Genomic DNA, 18,526 nt, shown 5'->3' on the forward strand with positions numbered 1-18,526 from the left:
TTTATCAATAACAAATCATCCTTTTTCTAAGTTATACATGTTTTAGTCTTCATTTGGTTTATTGGTAACCTAGGTTGTGGGGTTACCAGAATTAGTTATTTAATTAGGTTGCCTATCCTTAAAGGCTTGATTCAAATATAAATATCCAATTTAGGTTGAGCATCCTGCACCGTCCTGTTTAAATACCCTCATGTAAGAGCAGGATAGTCCTTTCCATCCGCTTGCTTAACTTTAAAAACATTTTCAGAATTATAACCTATTCTACCATGACACATAAATTTTCTCTAATACTATTCAGTATTTGTTTATCATTTTTTGTCTCTCATGCTCAGCATAAATTGAGTGATGGCTCCAAGCATATCAGCCCAATGACCCGGGAATATATCTATCCAACCCGTATTGTTTGGCAAGATGGCCAGATCAATGCTTCAGATAATTTAATGCTGGACGGAAATGGTCAGGCAAATTTGAATAACGAGCATATTACCATTCTTAAAAATAATGCTACGCAGACCAGTTCTGTTCTTTTGGATTTTGGTAAGGAGATTAATGGTGCTGTAGAAATTATCACCGGCATGTGGGGCGGAGGAAATACCCCTAGAAATGTACGGATAAGGTTAGGAGAGTCTGTTTCTGAGGCCATGTCGGAGATTGGTGCCAAAGGTGCTACAAATGACCATGCTATGCGAGACATGAAATTGCAACTACCATGGTTAGGCAAAAACCAGACTGGTGAATCGGGATTCCGTTTTGTTCGGATCGACTTTTTGGACCCGGAAGCTGAATTACATTTAAGAGAAGTTAGAGCGATTGCTACCTATCGTGACATCCCTTATCTCGGGACTTTCAAAAGTAGCGATGAGCGATTAAATAAAATCTGGGAAGTAGGAGCATACACCGTTCACCTGAATATGCAGGATTATTTATGGGATGCCATAAAACGTGATCGTCTGGTATGGGTGGGGGATTTACATCCTGAGGTAGCAACAGTAAATACAGTTTTTGGATATAATGATGTTGTTCCGAAAAGTCTGGATTTAGCAAGAGAATCAACTCCGCTTCCAGGTTGGATGTGTGGTATCAGTACCTATTCCATGTGGTGGATTGTATTGCACTATGATTGGTATATGGCACATGGTGATCTAGCTTATTTGGAAGAGCAAAAACCATATCTGCAAGGATTGGTTAAACAGATCTTGAGCAAAGTGAAAGATGGAAAAGAGCAAATGGATGGGACTCGCTTTTTGGATTGGCCTTCCAGTGAAGATAGTTTGGCCGTACATGCAGGATTGCAAGCAATGACCATATTAGGACTTGAAAAAGCTTCTCAAATAAGTACTTTCTTAAATGATCCTGAGACCAAAAAACTTTGTGATGATGCCTTGGTGAAAATGAGAAAAGTAAAACCCGATCATAATCAATCCAAGCAGGCAGCAGCATTAATGTCATTGGTGGGATTAATGGATAAAGAAAAGGCTTATCAAGATGTATTAAAAGTCGGTGGTGCGAAAAACTTCTCCACTTTTTATGGCTATTATATGCTGGAAGCCATGGCCAAAGCAGGTAAATATCAGGAGGCAATGGATATCATCTCCGAATATTGGGGGGCCATGTTGGACTTAGGAGCTACTACCTTCTGGGAAGATTTTAATATTGAATGGCTTCCAAATGCAAGCCGTATTGATGAATTGGTGCCCGAAGGAAAGGTAGATATTCATGGCGATTTTGGGGCATATTGCTATGTTGGACATCGTCATAGTTTTGCACATGGCTGGGCTTCAGGTCCTACCTCTTGGTTATCCGAGCATGTACTTGGAATCAAAGTAGCAGAACCAGGAGGCAAGGCTTATACCGTGAAACCCCATTTGGGAAATCTAAGTTTTGCTGAAGGTACTTTCCCTACTAAATATGGTATCATAAAAGTTAAACACACAAAAGATGCAAATGGAAAAATAATTTCCGAAATTGAAGCACCTAAGGAAATTAAAATAATAAGATAATCCGACCATGAAATTATATCAGCTATTCTACTCTTTTTCCCTTTTTCTTCTCTTGCAATTGAATTTTGCTTGGGCCAATATTCAACCTACCTACTTGCGCACGGAGTATAAGGTTAATCCTTTCGTGGAAGAAAGCAAGCCCAGGTTAAGTTGGGAATTGCAAGGCAAGGGATTCAATAAGTCTCAGATGGCCTACCAAGTGCTGGTAGCCAGCACGGAAGCTTTATTGAAGAAGAATCAGGGTGATTTATGGGATAGCAAAAAAGTAACCAGCAATCAAACTAATCAAATTGAATATTCAGGTAAGTTGTTGAAGTCTGGACAACGTGTTTTTTGGAAAGTTAGGGCCTGGGATGAGAAGGATAGAGCGGGAGATTGGTCAGAAATCCAATATTGGGAATTGGCGAAGCCTAATCCTGACGATTGGAAAGCTAAATGGGTGGGTATAGATTTGAATCACTTGGCAAAACCCGGAGAATATCATCTACCTCCATCGCCCTATATTCGGAAACAAGCTAATCTGAAAAAGAAAGTAAAATCAGCTCGTTTATATATCAGTTCTTTGGGCTTACACAATTTTTATATCAATGGAAATAAAGTGGGTGAAGACTTCTTTGCTTCTGGATGGACGGATTATAATAAACGAGTTTATTATAATGTTTACGATGTTAGTGAATATCTTAATTCAGGAGAGAATACTTTTGGCGCCATACTTTCCAGTGGTTGGTATGCAGGATATTTAGGCTACGCCTTATTGGTAGGCTCACCTCAAGTCCATCAGTTCTATGGCAAATTCCCATTATTAAAAGCTCAAATCGATATACTTTATGAGGATGGTACGAAGGAAGAGGTTATTACTGATTCCAGCTGGAAAACTGGTACAGGAGCAATTCTAGAATCTGATTTTTTAGAAGGTGAGAAACATGATGCAACCAAGGAACCGATTGGATGGAATAAGGTGGGTTTTGATGATTCCTCATGGGCAAATATCCAGGAATTTCCGGACAGAAAAGGTCAGCTGATTGAGCTTTATCCAAGTAATCCTGTTCGTATTCTTCAAGAATTACGAGCAAAGTCTGTGAAAAAGATTGCCGAAGGGAAGTACATCATTGATTTTGGACAAAACTTCGCTGGCAATATTCGTCTAAGAATTAGTGGATCCAAAGGAGATTCCTTGCAGTTTAGATACGGTGAAATGCTCTTTCCAGATGGAAAACTGATGACTGATAATTTAAGAAAAGCAAGAGCTACGGATACCTATATCTTAAATGGTTCAAAGAATGAAGAATGGAGTCCAAGTTTTACTTTTCATGGGTTTCAATTTGTAGAAGTTTCTGGTCTGAAGGAAGAACCTAATAAGGACTTCTTAACTGGTTTGGTATTAAGTTCTGACCTGGATCAGGTAGGGCAATTTCATTCTGATAATAGTATGTTGAATCAGCTATATAGCAATATTCTGTGGACGCAGAAGGCGAACTACCTGGATATCCCTACGGATTGTCCTCAACGTGATGAACGCTTGGGCTGGACTGGGGACGCTCAAATTTATATGCGCTCAGCAATTTTCAATGCCGATGTTGCTCCATTTCATAAAAAATGGATTCAAGATTTAAATGATGCCCAGTGGTCCAATGGAGCTTTCCCGATTTATGCTCCTATGCCCGTAAATAATCAGGGCGAAGCAGCCATTCGTGCATCGGATGCCTTCTCTCCGGGATGGTCTGAAGCAGGAATAATCTGTACCTATGAATATTTCAAAGCCTACAATGATTTACGCATTGTCCGGAAATCACTTCCCTATATGAATAAGTTTATGGCATTCCTCAAAGCTAGAACCAAAGGCAGTGTTTTGCGGGAAGGTTCCTTTGAAGATGTCAATCCTAAAGGAGGATTTGGCGATTGGTTATCGGTAGGTGAAAAAACTAGCCCTGACCTATTGGCCACGACTTATTATTTCTATTGCAATAAATTAATGGCCCAGATGTGCCGAGCCATTGGGAATATGCGACTTGCTCATGATTATGAAAAAGAATCCCATGCAGTAAAACTTGGATTTAAAAAACATTACATGGACCAAGATGGTAAATTGAAAACCAATGCCGCATTTTATGGTAATGGAGAAGGTTATGTTGAAGGGCAGAATGGATTTTCGGGACATACCCAAACAGCATATGCGAATGCCTTATACTCTGGAATTTTAGATGAGGAAGATGCTAATTTAGCAGGGAAATATTTACGGGACTTACTGGAAGCAAATGGCAATAAATTAAGTACTGGATTTTTAGGATTCAAACCTTTATTGCCTGCCTTAACAGCTTCTGGTTCTTCGGATATGGCTTATGAGCTTTTGCAGAGTACCGAATATCCTTCCTTGGGATACGAGGTTGTGAATGGCGCAACTTCCATTTGGGAGCGTTGGGATAGTTTTACTAAGGACAAGGGCTTTGTACACAATGCCGCGATGAATTCCTTTTCACATTATGCTTTCGGCTCGGTCAATGAATGGATGTTTGAGCATTTGCTAGGCATTCGTGCCAAGGAAAATGGCTATCAGGAAGTATATATACAACCTGAGATTGGTGATTTTGGAATGAAATCAGCTTCCGGATCTTTCCGTTCCATGTCGGGAAATATCAAAAGTGCTTGGACAAAATCCGATAAGGAAATTGTGCAGGAGATTGAAATTCCGGTAAATGTGAAAGCCGTTTGTATCATAAATTCGGAGAATACCCAAAATATCATTGTCAATGGGGAACCCGTTGATCGGAATAATTTGGTCTTATCTGTCAAGAAATTAAATGGCCAGATCATGGTTGAACTAGGTTCGGGGAAGTACGAAATCAAAACTAAAATATGAAACAAGTCGCTTTTAAAATGAAACTCATTGCCGGGAATGAGGCGGAATATCTTCGCAGACATCAGGAGATATGGCCAAAACTAGCCGATTTACTAAAGGAAAGTGGGGTTTCAGACTATGCAATTTATTTAGATCCTGATACATTGGACCTATTTGCAGTTCAAAAGTTAAGGGCTGATTTTGATGAGGATAAATTAAAGGATAATCCAATCATGAAAGAATGGTGGGAATATATGAAAGACCTCATGGAAACGAATCCCGATTATTCCCCAAAAACTTCTATCTTAAAAGAAGTATTTTACTTACCTTAGGTTTTATACTTGTAAACCTATATTGAAATACTTTAGAACTTATGACTTCCAAGGTAACTGATTTCTTGAAAACTATTCAGATTAGTGACTTTTCAGCAACTCCAAAATATAAACAATTGGCAAGTGCCATTATCGATGCGGTAAAAATTGGAACACTGGAAAAGGACGACATGTTGCCTTCAATCAATGAGCTTTCTGTTTACGTCGATATATCCAGGGATACCGTAGAAAAAGCCTATAAATTCCTTAAAAATGCGGAAGTAATAGCTTCTATTCCTGGAAAAGGGTATTACATTGCCACTGCGGATGTCAAACAAAGACAGAAAATTGCAATTCTTCTCAATAAACTTAGCGCCCATAAAAAGATCGTCTATGATTCCTTTGCCAGGGAATTAGAAGATGATGCTGCACTCGATTTATTTGTCTACAACTCCGATATCACTTACTTGAGAACCTTATTGGGTGGTCTAACCAAGACTTATGATTATTATGTTCTTTTTCCACACTTTAAAGAGGGTAGGGACCAAGCTCCGGAGATTATTAACAAGTTGATTCCTAGAGAGAAACTCGTTTTGTTGGGAAAGTATATTGATGATATTCAGGGTGATTTTGCTGCAGTATATGAAAATTACGAAAAGGACATTTATGGTGCTTTGGAAGAAGCATTACCTTCTTTAAGTAAATACCATACCCTGAACCTGATCTTCCCAGATAATAGTGATTATCCGAAAGCTATCATCAAAGGTTTCTATAAGTTTGCTCAACAGTATGCTTTCAATCATTCATTGGTCAGCGAGCTGGACAAAGAAAAAATTGAGTTGGGAAGCTGTTATATCAATATAGCTGAGGACGACCTGGTGAAGTTATTGGATAAGATCATTAAGAAGAACCTTAAAATCGGTCAGGATGTGGGTGTCATATCCTACAATGAAACGCCATTGAAAAAGTTTATTCTGAATGGGATTACCACAATTTCTACCGACTTCCAGATGATGGGTAAAATGGCGGCTGAACTTATCAAAAATAGATCCAAGGAACATATGGAAGTGCCTTTTTACCTAAAGCAAAGACCTTCCATCTAAGATAGATTTTCCTTTAAAACATTTTGCCTAGGTTAACTGTTCATAACCAAGCAAAAAATCACAAAATGAAAATCTTCAAGTCCATTATCTTCACCCTATTTGGTTTAGCATTTATCTTCTTCGGAACGGCAAAATTTGTTAATATCATTCCTCCACCCGAATTGACTGAAGCCCAATTATCCATTACAGAAGCTTTGGTGAAATTAAAATGGTTAATTCCTTTGGTAGGAACCATGGAAATAATAGGAGGGCTCTTGGTTGCCATCCCTAAAACGAGAGCCTTAGGAGCTATCGTATTACTCCCAATCCTGATTGGTGTCGTCCTGCATCATTTAACATTAGATCCTGCAGGAACACCTATGGCAGCTGTCCTTGGCCTGATTGATATCTGGATCATCGTCGATAACCGTAGAAAATATCTCCCCATGATAAACCAGGCTTAACAATAGATTCAACTGTTCAGTCTTTCTTCTATCTCATTTCTCACATCCCACATCTCATATCTAAAACTACCCTTTCTACTATCTCAATACTCACATCCCACATCTCATATCTAAAAACAATAAATGCGAGCATTGCTCGCATCTATTGTTTTTATTTAACCGGGTACTCTTTAAAAATTCCTTCGACTACCTTGGGAAGATTGTTGATTGACTTTTCTGGGGTATTGATTTCGCCAGACCCTCTAGCTTGCCAAACCACCGAATTTGATTTTCGGTCTAAGGCTTCAATAATCAAGTGGGAGTAACGAACTTTCTCTTTACCCACAGGGTAAGATCTTCCGCCCCAGCCATAGCCCCACCAAGGACTATAACCCCAAGGACCTCCCCAGCCCCAACCAGCGTTACCATAAACCATTCTACTCTTGTTGTTCACAATAGTGATGTAACGGAATAAAATGTCCGGATTCTCCTTGCTATAACGCATTCCACGCGCTTCTAATTCACGATTGGCACTAGAAAGAATATTGTTCCTTGCAATATCATTCGTAAAATAGTTTTTTGATAAAGAATCAACCGGTGGTAACCACCCATAGGTTTTATATTGCGAGAAGTCCAAGGTTTGAACTCTCGTAGTATTATATTTATACGAGCTACAGGCGCCTAGAACTAAGACAACCCCTAGTAGCATAACTGACCAAAACTTTTTCATAAATCTCAATTTATTGTATTAGACGTAATTAGCCTTATAAAGTTTAATCTTAAAATGAATATTTTGCCACCAATGGCATTGATCTCCCTGGACCAAATGCTTTCGGGCTAACCCGCAGAATGGGAGGCGCTTGAAACCTCTTGAACTCCGCATTGCAAAGTAGATTATTCACCCGATTTACCAAGGCTTCATCGAAGCCTAAATTGATGACATCTTCCCTTGATTTTTCCATCTCAATCAGCTGGAATAAAATAGAATCCAGGATATCATAATCCGGCAATGAATCGGAGTCCTTTTGATCTGGTCTCAATTCTGCAGAAGGTGGTTTTACAATCGTATTGATTGGAATTATCTCGCGTTCCCGATTGATGTACTTCGCCAATTCATAAGCCTGAGTTTTATATACATCTCCGATAACACTTAATGAACCCGCCATATCCCCATATAAGGTTCCATAGCCTACAGCCGCCTCACTCTTGTTTGATGTATTCAGTAAAATGTTTCCGAATTTATTTGAAATGGCCATTAACAAGGTTCCCCGAGTTCTAGCCTGAATATTTTCCTCTGTCGTATCTTGTTCCTTCCCTGCAAAAGTCTCTGCCAAAGAACCCTCAAATGCTGAGGCAATATCTTTAATCGGAATTATCTTATGTTGACAGCCCGTGTTTTCTACCAAATCCAAGGCATCTTTCAAAGAATGGTCCGTTGAATAAATGGAAGGCATTAAAATAGAAAGAACATTTTCTGAACCCAAGGCTTCACATGCCAAGGCGGCAACCAATGCCGAATCCAATCCTCCAGAAAGCCCTAGAACAGCAGTTTTAAATCCAGATTTCTGGAAATAATCTTTTAATCCTAAGATGAGAGCATTATGAATCAAGGATATTTCTGAAGTTTTAACCGGCTGATAAGTTGAGCTACTGCTGAGATCATTATTCTGTAATTCTACATATTGAAGATCTTCTTCAAATGCTTTTAATTCAAGGATGACCTCCGCTTTTTTATTTAATGCCAAAGAGCGACCATCAAAGATAATATCAGTTTGCGCACCGATTTGATTCACATAAATCAATGGCGCACTTCCCTTGATGACATTCCGCATGAGGACGTTCTTTCTGCTGTCAAAATGCGTATATGAAAATGGAGAGGCAGCAATATTGATGATCAAGTCTGGATTTTCTTTCGCCAATTCCAACATAATATCACCCACATAAGAATTTGGTCCATCATCATCCCACAGGTCTTCACAGATGGTTAGGGCAATAGTTTTCCCTTTGAAATTTATGCAACTGACATGCGGATTAGGCTCGAAATAACGATACTCATCAAAGACATCATAATCTGGTAATAAACTCTTTTTGCAGATGTTTTTGACTTCGCCATCTTCGATCAAGAGAGCCGCGTTGTATAAGAGCTTACCTTCGCCATCTTGATTGGGTACAGGCGCTCCAATTATACAAGCAATACCTTGACAATGTTGGGCGATGGACTCAATACTTTGATAGCATTGTTTTAAGAATGCGGAGTTGCGAAGTAAGTCCTTTGCTGGATAACCAGAAATGGCTAATTCAGCAAATACAATAAGTTCGGCACCCGCGGTTTTGGCTTTTTGAATGGTATCAATAATTTTCTGATTGTTCTTTTCAAAATTTCCAATATGGTAGTTAAGCTGTGATAAAGCAATCTTCATAAAACCTGAATTTAATGTAAAAATAGCAATTAAATTTAGTTTTAACCTAAATCTGAATGGTCAAATGCGTGTGAAAAAGGGCAGGGATAATGGATTTTTAGGAATGGATTAATATCGGAGAATGACCAAGGATAACTCAGGTCAAATTTTTATTTCTATCGGATTTTTGGCGGACTTGGGTCGGAGTTCCATCGGACCTTGTTCGAATTTTTGCGGCTATTGTCCGAAGAAGGTCCGGAGAAGGTCCGGCTGTGATCCGGTAATATTATGAATTATGGCTGTATTATTTACGAGTATAAATAGGAGTAGAGGGTACAAAAAAAAGGCAATCGAAAGATTGCCTTTTTTGTAAATATTATTTGATTTTTTGTACTAGTACTGACTTTTCAATTCAGTTACCTCAATGTTGAACACCAATGGTGAGTCAGCAGGAATCTCTCCTTTTGTTTTATTGTCATAACAGTAAGGAGATGGAGCAATAAATCTGATTTTATTGCCTTTTAACAATCCGTGTGGTAAAATACCTGAGAATGAATTTTTAGATTTGTTTTGTGGATAAAAAATGTACAACCAAGCTGGAATTACATTATTAATTGCCATTTGAGTAGGTGTAGTTTTTTCATCAAAAACTTTACCATCCATTAATTCACCTTTGTATTTGATGTTAGCAATTACAGGAACCCAAGAGTTTGCTGTTGCTACATATTCATAAGTACTGTCTACTGTTGAAGGTAATACTTCATACCAAATACCTGTAGCACTGTCTTTCTTTGCATTTGCACCAAATTTTTGTTTTGCATATTCTTCAAGAATTGGCGCTTGCTTTTTTAATGTAGAATCAATTCGTGCATTTTCTTCTTCTTGAGTCGGACCATCATATTCATCTGTTTTCATACAAGAAGAAACAGAAACCACAGCTAAAAGAGCAATAACGAATAATTTTAAGTTTTTCATATTTGTTTAAGTATCTTAATTACGTAACGGTAAACGAGTCTAAATTTTATTTTGCTACAGCTACGGATATAAAATTATAAAATATTTAATATTTGCTTAATACTTAGATAATTAATTTTTTTCGATTTGACGGAAAAATCTGCGTTTAACAGCATTGTCATAGGGAAAATAGCCTTGTTCTTTTCTCCGATTAATATTTGTGCAATAGGATGAAATTTTCCAGTTTTTTTTATTTTATGCTCACTTGCATAAGTTTCGCCATCAAACTTCACCGTATCGACCGACTCTGCATCAAATTCTACAGCATAATATTCTTTATTGAGCTTTTCAATGACTTTTGGGTCCTGAAATGTTTCATTCAGCATTTTCTTGCAATAGGCACACCAATCCGTATGCAAGAATATTAACACAGGTTTAGGGTTCTGATTTAAGGAGTCACTCAATTGTTCAAAGCTAATCCAATTAATAACAGATTCGCCTGGCACTTGGGCCTTAAGCGAACCTGTCATCATCAGGTAGGTGAAAATGAATATTTGTAACAACCTCATTAGTGAAAATGTCCTACTTTAATACCAAATGTTATTGTCCTTGGTCTTGATGGACCATATATATAGTTGGAATCACGTAGTGCGCCCTTATCAAAGTCTTTTTGAAATGCGTTGAATATGTTCTGCATTCCACCGAATAGTTCAATGCTGAAGTCTTTCTTTAAAGAGAAAGTATAGCCTAATCTGAAATTGGCTTCAACAAAGTCTGGTGAATTCTTAAGAACCATTTCTTCGCCTTCCAAGACATGGGGAACAAGCATGCTGCCGGTATATACACCCGTAATATCAACATTAAATGGTTCCCAAGGTTTCCAGTTTGCATTGAAGTAACCGTAAACATTAGGTGTGCGAACGAATTTCTTGCTGCTTACATTCTCAGCAGGAGTCTTTCCTTCATACAATAACTGATCATCTGCATACTCAGAACGTTGAATGGTTCCACCCATCTGAAAGCTATACTTTGAAGATGGAGCAATGTTCAATTCCAGGTTGGATCCATACACTTTGGCTCCTGTACCATTTCTCATTTCCTGAATGATTAAGTTTTCATCCTCCGAGGTCATGATATTGGTGAATGGGTTTTGTAAATCTGTATAGAATCCTTCAACCAATAAGCTGGTTTGAACAGCGCCGAAATTCTTAGTGAAATTCAAGGATCCCGTGTAGGCGTTCGAATATTCAGTTTCCAAGTTTTCGCCTATTAATACAAATACTTGTTGACCACCAATGGAAGTAACGTGCATATCTTCATTGAAAGCCTGTGGAGCTCTAAATCCACGCGCAAATCCACCGCGGAATTGAAGATAATCCGTGATATCATATAAAAGGGTTAATCTTGGACTAAATGTTCCAAAATTTTGAGCTGAGTTGCGGTCGTAACCTGCTAATTTATAGCTTCCATCGACATAGGTGTAATCATAGCGTGCACCAATCAAAGTTTTTAGATTCTCTAAAATATTCCATTCATACTGAGCATATGAACCCAAACCATGAGTTTTCTGATCAATCAATCGGTCGTAGCCCGGAATATTGTCCTTAGTACGGTTGTTATTGTATTCCACTCCGGCAGTGATCACATCTTTTTCAAAGGTATAGGTGTACTGAGCGCCTACGACCATTGCAAAATCGTCCGTATCACCATAGGCATTGGAAGCAAGGATACTGTCTTGCGCAGTTCTTCCACCGCCTAAACCACCATAAAAGCTTTCTCTGTCCGTAACCTGTCCAGAACCATAAAGCGATAATTTATGCTTATAATCCTTGGAATAATGGTCATAAGTCAAACCTCCAATAAAGGTATTTGTTCTTAATTGTTCCGTAACATCTGTAAAGTGAGGTGCTTTATCCAAATGATCACCTCCTCGGCGGAATTCATTTAAGGCACTTAGATCTAAAGTGATTTTATTGAATTCTGAAGGTTTAAAAAATGCCTTTGTTCCAAAGGTGATGTTTTTCAACTTGGTCATTTCAGAAAATCCATCGCCATTCGCATCGTAGGCTTCACGGTTACGGTGCATTCCATAAAAAGTTGCCCCAGCCTTCAAATCATTATCTACATAGGAAGTATTGAAGTCAATGGTGTTGTCCCAAGCAGAACCACCAATGATGGAGTTGGTTGATTTGATTTGCCAATCATTCTCAACAGGATCCTTAGTAATGATGTTTATGGTTCCGGCAATGGCATTTGCGCCAAACAAAGCCGATCCACCAGAACGAACCACTTCAATTCTATCAATCATGGAGGTTGGAATTTGATCCAGTCCATAAACCGAGTTCAATGCCGAGAATACTGAACGACTATTGATTAGAATCTGAGAGTAGGCTCCCTCCATACCGTTCAAGCGGACTTGGGTGAAGCCACAGTTTTGGCAATTGTTTTCAACACGTACTCCCGGTTGATAATTTAATGTTTCAGACATGGCTACCGACTGGGTTGCTGTAAATAGTTTTGGACTCAAAACATTTACGATAACCGGTGCCTTTTTTCTTTCCATTCCATATCGGGAAGCACTAACTACGACTTCATTCAGATTCAAATTATCTTCATGCAGGGTAATAGTGATTCCTGTTTGGGAGCTGGAACTGATTTGTTTTTTTGTTGTTTGATAACCTACGGCTCTAACCGTTAAGTTTTTATTTTGATTTCCGTGTAAGTCTAATTCAAAATACCCCAGACTGTCCGTTGCGGTTCCAACTTTGGTTCCTTCCAACTGTACCGTTGCATTGGGGATTCCATCTTGTTTATCGTTTATGATACGACCTGAAATTTGGGCAAATAAAGCCTGATTACCTAGGCCTAGGCATATTAAGATCAGGAAATTCCTGAGTAAAAGTAATTTCATATATATTTTAGCTGTTCTGTTTTAGCTGAATTTGAATACCCAGACGGTATAGGAACCCAGCAATGAGTAGGAACATAATTGTCCTACAAAAAATAAATTAACATTGACGATATGCTGATGACCTCTGACCATAAATAAGGGTTAGAGGAAAGCATCATTGTCAATCCACGAAAAAATGATTAAGCTAAAATAGAGGGAGGGCCACGTCCAGCGAAGATGTTATGGACTTGGAGAATAATATTAAAGGTCCTAATTCCAAATTCTATAACGTTGAATTCTGGAAGAATAGGGGCTTCAAATACATAAGGAGACCAGTTCAGATAACTTCCCTGGAATACGATATCTAGAAAACGAATTTCAGCATCGGAATGGTGATGATGGTGTTTTTTTTCGCCTAGATTATAAGGGTGGATGTGAGTGACAATTTCACCGGTCGAAGTGACCTCTTTGTGCATGAAGACTACACCACTAGTAATGATACCACACATCCATACGAGAAGGAAGCTGGCAACAAATTGGCGGTATGAGGTTAGTCTATGCATGCACAAGTCAAAAGTATGCTAAAATTAGCATAAAAAATGCTTTTATTTCTGTTTAAACAATTTTATTATGCTCATCAGGGAATACTAGGAGAGGTTTATGGTTTCTAGCCTCTTCACGTTCCATAAGTGCATAAGAAATAATAATGACGATATCTCCCACTTGCACTAAGCGAGCTGCGGCACCATTTAAACAGATAGTTCCGGTTCCACGCTCACCAGGGATAACATAAGTCTCAAGCCTTGCCCCATTATTATTGTTTACGATCTGAACTTTTTCGTTGGCAATAATATCGGCAGCATCCATTAAATCTTGGTCAATGGTTATACTTCCCACATAATTCAATTCAGCCTGCGTAACGCGGGCTCTATGAATTTTTGATTTCATTACTTCTATCATCATGATACAAAGTTAGTCTTTTAATATAAATCGGCTTAAAAATTATTCTAATGAGAAAGTAATATATTGTCGATCAGGCGGACATTTTCTACCCAGGCAACGATCAGAGCAACATATTCCTTTCCGGCTTCGATTTCCTGAGCCGGAGCTAAGGTCGTCGTTTCACAAATGCTTAAATATTCCAACTCCAGAGCAGGGTTTGCAGCAATGATTGCTTTTGCCTTGTTCAACAATTCGGAAACGGATTGATTTCCAAAATTATCCTTGATATAGCGTAGGGATTGAATAATAGTTAATGCATTTTCTTTGCCTTCTTCGGATAAACGTGCATTTCTGGAGCTTAGCGCCAATCCTTTTTCACTTCTAACAATGGGGCAGATAAGCAGTTCGATATCCAACTTTTTGATTTCAATCATTTTTTGAATGACCATAACTTGTTGAAAGTCCTTTTGACCGAAGCAAGCTTTATTCGGTTTAACCAAATCAAATAGTTTATAAACGATTTGTGTAACACCTTGGAAGTGTCCAGGGCGGTGTTCACCTTCCCAGATTTGATCTAGATTTCCGAGGTCAATATGCCATTCAGGGTCATTTTCGGGGTACATTTCTTCGACAGAGGGCATGAATAGAATATCACAGTCCACGGATTCGAGCAGAGCGATATCATTTTCAATAGGACGGGGATATTTTTCCAGGTCTTTAGGGTCGTTAAATTGGGTTGGATTAACGAAAATGCTGCATACGGTGATATCGGTAAGGGGTTTTGCAAAGTTAATTAAGGAGAGGTGTCCTTGGTGCAAAGCGCCCATGGTTGGAACCAGGGTAATGACTTTGTTTTCTTGTCGGATTCCACTCAATTCTTGTTGGAGTTCCTGTTTAGTGCGAAAAATTTTCACGGTCAAAAATTAAAAATAAGCTGCAAAAATGGGGAATAATCTTTAAATTATAAAATGATGATTTTTAATCAATTGTAAAATTGATAAATTAATTGTATCTTTGTAGACCGATTTTACTATTCAATAATATAAAAAACAGTTGGAGATGGCAAAAACGAAAATCTTGTTTATAACCCATGAAATGTCGCCTTTCCTTGAATTAAGTAAAATTTCTGAAATAACACGCCAGTTACCACATGCTATGCAAGAAAAAGGGTTCGAAATCCGGATCTTGATGCCGCGTTTTGGTAATATTAATGAGCGCAGAAATCGTCTTCATGAAGTGATAAGGTTGTCGGGAATGAACATTGTGGTGGACAATAATGATAATCCGCTAATTATTAAGGTAGCATCATTGCCAGCGGCGAGGATGCAGGTGTACTTCTTGGATAATGAAGAGTACTTTCAGCGGAAAAAAGTTTTTCGTGATGAGCAAGGAAAAGGCTTCGCAGACAATAATGAGCGGTCATTATTTTTCTGTAAAGGCGCTTTGGAAACCGTTAAGAAATTAGGGTGGTCTCCAGACGTGGTTCACTGCCATGGTTGGTTTACAGCGATGGTACCTGCTTACTTGAAAACAGTTTATCAGGATGATCCGACGTTTAAAGACTCCAAGGTGTTCTTCTCATTGTACAATGAGGAATTCGGAAATGATTCTTTAGGAACGAAGTATGCAGAAATGGCTGCACAAGCAGATATCGATGCGGACAAGTTGAAAGATTATGGCTCAGGTAGCTACGTTGACATTTACAAAGGTGCTCTTTCCTTTACTGATGTTGTCGTGAAAGCTGATGCTGAGATTCATCCAGAAATCCTTTCTTACATCCAAGAAAATAATATCCGTACCTTCGAACCATCATCTGATGAAGACTATGAGGCTTTCTCAGACCTATACGATGAGTTCGTAAACGAAGAAGTTTCAGCGTAAAGCTGAAAAAAATTAAAGAGACCAAAAAAGGGCAGAGATATGATCTCTGCCCTTTTTTATTGGGGCATCTGCGATACGCCCCTACGAATGGCTGACTAAAATAGATTCTTCGGCAACGCCGAAGAATCTTTTTCCCCACAACCCAAATTTAATGAGATTGTCATTCCGAATCGAAGATGAGGGATCTATTTTTTTGGCAAGGTGAAATAATAAATATGCCGCCCCGCTGGGGCTGTACGTTAGAAAATGCCATTTGCTACAAATATGTCACCCCTACGGGGTTTGATCATATATGGATGGATAATCATAAAAGGGCGTATGCGATACGCCCCTACGAATGGCTGACTAAAATAGATTCTTCGCTGCGCTCAGAATGACAGCAAAATTGTATGGAGGTTGTGGGGGAAAAAGATTCTTCGGCAACGCCGAAGAATCTTTTTCCCCCACAACCCAAATTTAATGAGATTGTCATTCCGAATCGAAGATGAGGGATCTATTTTTTTGGCAAGGTGAAATAATAAATATGCCGCCCCGCTGGGGCTGTACGTTAGAAAATGCCATTTGCTACAAATATGTCACCCCTACGGGGTTTGATCATATATGGATGGATAATCATAAAAGGGCGTATGCGATACGCCCCTACGAATGGCTGACTAAAATAGATTCTTCGCTGCGCTCAGAATGACAGCAAAATTGTATGGAGGTTGTGGGGGAAAAAGATTCTTCGGCAACGCCGAAGAATCTTTTTCCCCCACAACCCAAATTTAATGAGATTGTCATTCCGAATCGAAGATGAGGGATCTATTTTTTTGGCAAGGTGAAATAATAAATATGCCGCCGCGCTGTGGCTGTACGTTAGAAAATGCCAATTGCTACAAATATGTCACCCCTACGGGATTTGTTCATATATGGATGGATAATCATAAAAGGGCGTATGCGATACGCCCCTACGAATGGCTGGTTAAAAATAGGCAGGTCTCAAATCTCACATCTCCCATCTCATATCTATATTATTGCTATCTTCGCTATTATGAAGATTAAAGTTGGATTTGGTTTTGATGTCCATCAGATGAAGTCGGGACATCCATTTGTGGTTGGTGGGGTAACATTAGACCATCATGCGGGTGCCTTTGGGCATTCTGATGCGGATGTATTGGCGCATGCGATTTGTGATGCTATTTTGGGGGCTGCAAATTTAGAGGATATCGGTTATCATTTTCCAAATACGGATGACCGTTGGAAAGGGGCGAATAGCTTGGATCTGTTAAGACATTGTATCAAATTGATAAAGGAGAAGGGTTTTGAGTTGGGGAATATCGATGGGATGCTATGTTTGGAGGCGCCAAAGATTAAGCCTTATATTCCGCAAATGAAAAAGAATATCGCTGAAGCGGCAGGAATTTCTGTTGAAGATGTTTCTATCAAGGCTACAACGAATGAGCAAATGGGATTTATCGGACGTGAAGAAGGGGTGGTCGCTTATGCGGTTTGTTTGTTGGAGAAAACAAATTATTGATTAAAACGTCTAAAGTAATTGATTGCAATAATTGTGGCAATCAGTGCTAAAAGACTTCCAAGATAAAAAGGTGCGCTCGGTAAATATACCGGGCCATTTTTTTTGGTGAAAAAGGAGAATAGACTGGTCATTAGCAATGGGCCAATAATGGCTGTCAGACTGATGATACTGGTCAATCCGCCTTGGATTTGACCTTGTTCGTTGGCGGGGGTATGGTTGGATATTGAACTCTGCATGGCAGGTCCGGCGATACCGGCAAAAACATAAAAGATACTGGCAATAAATAATCCCCAGGTTGAGCCTGCTATTCCAAATGCTAATAAGGAACCACAGTATAAGAAAAGTCCGAATATTATACTTTTGGGAATTCCGACTTTTGGAATTATGACACGGATTAATCCGGCCTGTACGATGGTTAGCAAGACGCCGATGATACCTAATGAGTAGCCGACCATACGCTCATTCCATTGGAATTTTTCCATGGTAAAGTAGGACCAGGTACTCTGGACAGCATGTGCAGCGATATTGATCAGGAAAATACAAATCACCAGAGGCATGATGACAGGATATTTTTTAATATGCCTGAAACTTCCAACGGGGTTGGCATTTATCCAGCGGAAATTGCGGCGATGTTCTTTTGGAAGGGATTCCGGGACCACGAAATAGCCGTAAATAAAATTTAGGAAGGTTAATCCTGCAGCGGCGAAAAAAGGATATCGAGGACCGTAATGGCCAAGAACACCTCCGATAACAGGACCAATAATAAATCCTAGGCCAAATGCCGCACCAAGGAGTCCGAAGTTTTGGGCTTTCTTTTCTTTGGTGGAAACATCGGCGATATAAGCGGCGGCTACCGTGTGACTAGCACCAGTGATTCCGGCCACTAGACGACCTACAAAGAGCCAGAAGATACTGGGAGCAAAGCCGATCAGTAAATAGTTGATGGTAAATCCAAAAAGAGAACAAAGCAAAACCGGCCTTCTACCATAATGGTCACTTAGATTCCCTAGTATGGCAGCAAAAAAGAACTGGGTAAAGGCGTAACAAAAGGTCAGCCATCCCCCATAAGAAGATGCTTGACTCAGGTCGCCATGGATCAATTCTTTAATCAAAGCAGGCATCACCGGGATGATGATTCCCAGACCGATGGAGTCTAAAACGACGGTGATAAAGATAAAAAGTAAACCTGCTTGTGATTTTATTTTTGGCATATACGAAAACTAAGATAGTTAATTTTATGCCTTGAAATGTTTTTAAAGGGATAAAATATAG

The 18,526-nt window shown here is 39.1% G+C and carries 16 protein-coding genes; 7 read left to right on the forward strand and 9 right to left on the reverse strand.

Annotated features, from left to right (window positions below):
* The first annotated feature begins 266 nt into the window (after window positions 1-266).
* The 5 genes from PZ892_RS03165 (at window position 267) to PZ892_RS03185 (ending at window position 6,693) form a co-directional block, all read left to right on the forward strand.
* Window positions 267-2,000, forward strand: coding sequence for an alpha-L-rhamnosidase (locus PZ892_RS03165; RefSeq protein ID WP_182498113.1), 1,734 nt, complete (start codon window positions 267-269; stop codon window positions 1,998-2,000).
* 7 nt (window positions 2,001-2,007) lie between these two features.
* Window positions 2,008-4,857 (forward strand): alpha-L-rhamnosidase, encoded by a 2,850-nt coding sequence (locus tag PZ892_RS03170; RefSeq protein ID WP_182498114.1) that lies wholly within the window; start codon window positions 2,008-2,010, stop codon window positions 4,855-4,857.
* Window positions 4,854-5,168: an L-rhamnose mutarotase gene (locus tag PZ892_RS03175; protein WP_182498115.1), complete on the forward strand. Its 315-nt coding sequence runs from the start codon at window positions 4,854-4,856 to the stop codon at window positions 5,166-5,168. Before PZ892_RS03170 ends, PZ892_RS03175 begins: the two co-directional genes overlap by 4 nt.
* 41 nt (window positions 5,169-5,209) lie before the next feature.
* Complete coding sequence (locus PZ892_RS03180) at window positions 5,210-6,250, forward strand: GntR family transcriptional regulator (protein WP_094255378.1); 1,041 nt, start codon at window positions 5,210-5,212, stop codon at window positions 6,248-6,250.
* Window positions 6,251-6,315: 65 nt separating this feature from the next.
* Window positions 6,316-6,693, forward strand: coding sequence for a DoxX family protein (locus tag PZ892_RS03185; RefSeq protein WP_182498116.1), 378 nt, complete (start codon window positions 6,316-6,318; stop codon window positions 6,691-6,693).
* 151 nt (window positions 6,694-6,844) lie between these two features.
* On the opposite strand, the gene PZ892_RS03190 is transcribed toward PZ892_RS03185, so the two are convergent.
* The 8 genes from PZ892_RS03190 to panC form a co-directional block, all read right to left on the reverse strand.
* Window positions 6,845-7,402 (reverse strand): DUF4136 domain-containing protein, encoded by a 558-nt coding sequence (locus PZ892_RS03190; RefSeq protein WP_182498117.1) that lies wholly within the window; start codon window positions 7,400-7,402, stop codon window positions 6,845-6,847.
* Between the two features lie 49 nt (window positions 7,403-7,451).
* Complete coding sequence (locus PZ892_RS03195; protein WP_182498118.1) at window positions 7,452-9,092, reverse strand: NAD+ synthase; 1,641 nt, start codon at window positions 9,090-9,092, stop codon at window positions 7,452-7,454.
* 372 nt (window positions 9,093-9,464) lie between these two features.
* Complete coding sequence (locus PZ892_RS03200; RefSeq protein ID WP_094255374.1) at window positions 9,465-10,046, reverse strand: FKBP-type peptidyl-prolyl cis-trans isomerase; 582 nt, start codon at window positions 10,044-10,046, stop codon at window positions 9,465-9,467.
* A gap of 74 nt (window positions 10,047-10,120) precedes the next feature.
* Window positions 10,121-10,594 carry a thioredoxin family protein gene (locus PZ892_RS03205; RefSeq protein ID WP_182498119.1) on the reverse strand — a complete coding sequence of 158 codons (474 nt, stop codon included), beginning with the start codon at window positions 10,592-10,594 and terminating at the stop codon, window positions 10,121-10,123.
* Window positions 10,594-12,936, reverse strand: a complete 2,343-nt coding sequence (locus PZ892_RS03210; protein WP_182498120.1) for a TonB-dependent receptor — start codon at window positions 12,934-12,936, stop codon at window positions 10,594-10,596. The genes PZ892_RS03205 and PZ892_RS03210 overlap by 1 nt, the downstream gene beginning before the upstream one ends.
* Window positions 12,937-13,115: 179 nt before the next feature.
* A complete protein-coding gene (locus tag PZ892_RS03215) occupies window positions 13,116-13,391 on the reverse strand; it encodes a hypothetical protein (RefSeq protein ID WP_277712077.1) in 276 nt (91 codons plus the stop codon).
* A 139-nt stretch (window positions 13,392-13,530) separates the two neighbouring features.
* Window positions 13,531-13,878, reverse strand: a complete 348-nt coding sequence (gene panD, locus PZ892_RS03220) for an aspartate 1-decarboxylase (RefSeq protein ID WP_094255370.1) — start codon at window positions 13,876-13,878, stop codon at window positions 13,531-13,533.
* Window positions 13,879-13,922: 44 nt separating this feature from the next.
* Window positions 13,923-14,771 carry a pantoate--beta-alanine ligase gene (gene panC, locus PZ892_RS03225; RefSeq protein WP_182498122.1) on the reverse strand — a complete coding sequence of 283 codons (849 nt, stop codon included), beginning with the start codon at window positions 14,769-14,771 and terminating at the stop codon, window positions 13,923-13,925.
* Window positions 14,772-14,916: 145 nt separating this feature from the next.
* On the opposite strand from panC, the gene PZ892_RS03230 reads away from it, so the two are divergent.
* Entirely contained in the window at window positions 14,917-15,738 is an 822-nt protein-coding gene (locus tag PZ892_RS03230; RefSeq protein WP_094255369.1) for a glycogen/starch synthase, read from the forward strand.
* Window positions 15,739-16,768: 1,030 nt separating this feature from the next.
* Window positions 16,769-17,254 (forward strand): 2-C-methyl-D-erythritol 2,4-cyclodiphosphate synthase, encoded by a 486-nt coding sequence (gene ispF / locus PZ892_RS03235; protein ID WP_094280159.1) that lies wholly within the window; start codon window positions 16,769-16,771, stop codon window positions 17,252-17,254.
* On the opposite strand, the gene PZ892_RS03240 is transcribed toward ispF, so the two are convergent.
* Window positions 17,248-18,465 carry a TCR/Tet family MFS transporter gene (locus PZ892_RS03240; RefSeq protein ID WP_182498123.1) on the reverse strand — a complete coding sequence of 406 codons (1,218 nt, stop codon included), beginning with the start codon at window positions 18,463-18,465 and terminating at the stop codon, window positions 17,248-17,250. The genes ispF and PZ892_RS03240 overlap by 7 nt on opposite strands.
* Window positions 18,466-18,526 lie beyond the last annotated feature (61 nt).

The sequence above is a fragment of the Sphingobacterium sp. WM genome (genome assembly GCF_029542465.1).
Lineage (GTDB): Bacteria > Bacteroidota > Bacteroidia > Sphingobacteriales > Sphingobacteriaceae > Sphingobacterium > Sphingobacterium cellulitidis.

Coding starts and splice junctions, on each gene's coding strand:
- PZ892_RS03165 (WP_182498113.1), top strand. CDS start 267: ATGACACATAAATTTTCTCTAATACTATTCAGTATTTGTTTATCATTT.
- PZ892_RS03170 (WP_182498114.1), top strand. CDS start 2,008: ATGAAATTATATCAGCTATTCTACTCTTTTTCCCTTTTTCTTCTCTTG.
- PZ892_RS03175 (WP_182498115.1), top strand. CDS start 4,854: ATGAAACAAGTCGCTTTTAAAATGAAACTCATTGCCGGGAATGAGGCG.
- PZ892_RS03180 (WP_094255378.1), top strand. CDS start 5,210: ATGACTTCCAAGGTAACTGATTTCTTGAAAACTATTCAGATTAGTGAC.
- PZ892_RS03185 (WP_182498116.1), top strand. CDS start 6,316: ATGAAAATCTTCAAGTCCATTATCTTCACCCTATTTGGTTTAGCATTT.
- PZ892_RS03190 (WP_182498117.1), bottom strand. CDS start 7,402: ATGAAAAAGTTTTGGTCAGTTATGCTACTAGGGGTTGTCTTAGTTCTA.
- PZ892_RS03195 (WP_182498118.1), bottom strand. CDS start 9,092: ATGAAGATTGCTTTATCACAGCTTAACTACCATATTGGAAATTTTGAA.
- PZ892_RS03200 (WP_094255374.1), bottom strand. CDS start 10,046: ATGAAAAACTTAAAATTATTCGTTATTGCTCTTTTAGCTGTGGTTTCT.
- PZ892_RS03205 (WP_182498119.1), bottom strand. CDS start 10,594: ATGAGGTTGTTACAAATATTCATTTTCACCTACCTGATGATGACAGGT.
- PZ892_RS03210 (WP_182498120.1), bottom strand. CDS start 12,936: ATGAAATTACTTTTACTCAGGAATTTCCTGATCTTAATATGCCTAGGC.
- PZ892_RS03215 (WP_277712077.1), bottom strand. CDS start 13,391: ATGCACAAAGAGGTCACTTCGACCGGTGAAATTGTCACTCACATCCAC.
- panD (WP_094255370.1), bottom strand. CDS start 13,878: ATGATGATAGAAGTAATGAAATCAAAAATTCATAGAGCCCGCGTTACG.
- PZ892_RS03230 (WP_094255369.1), top strand. CDS start 14,917: ATGGCAAAAACGAAAATCTTGTTTATAACCCATGAAATGTCGCCTTTC.
- ispF (WP_094280159.1), top strand. CDS start 16,769: ATGAAGATTAAAGTTGGATTTGGTTTTGATGTCCATCAGATGAAGTCG.
- PZ892_RS03240 (WP_182498123.1), bottom strand. CDS start 18,465: ATGCCAAAAATAAAATCACAAGCAGGTTTACTTTTTATCTTTATCACC.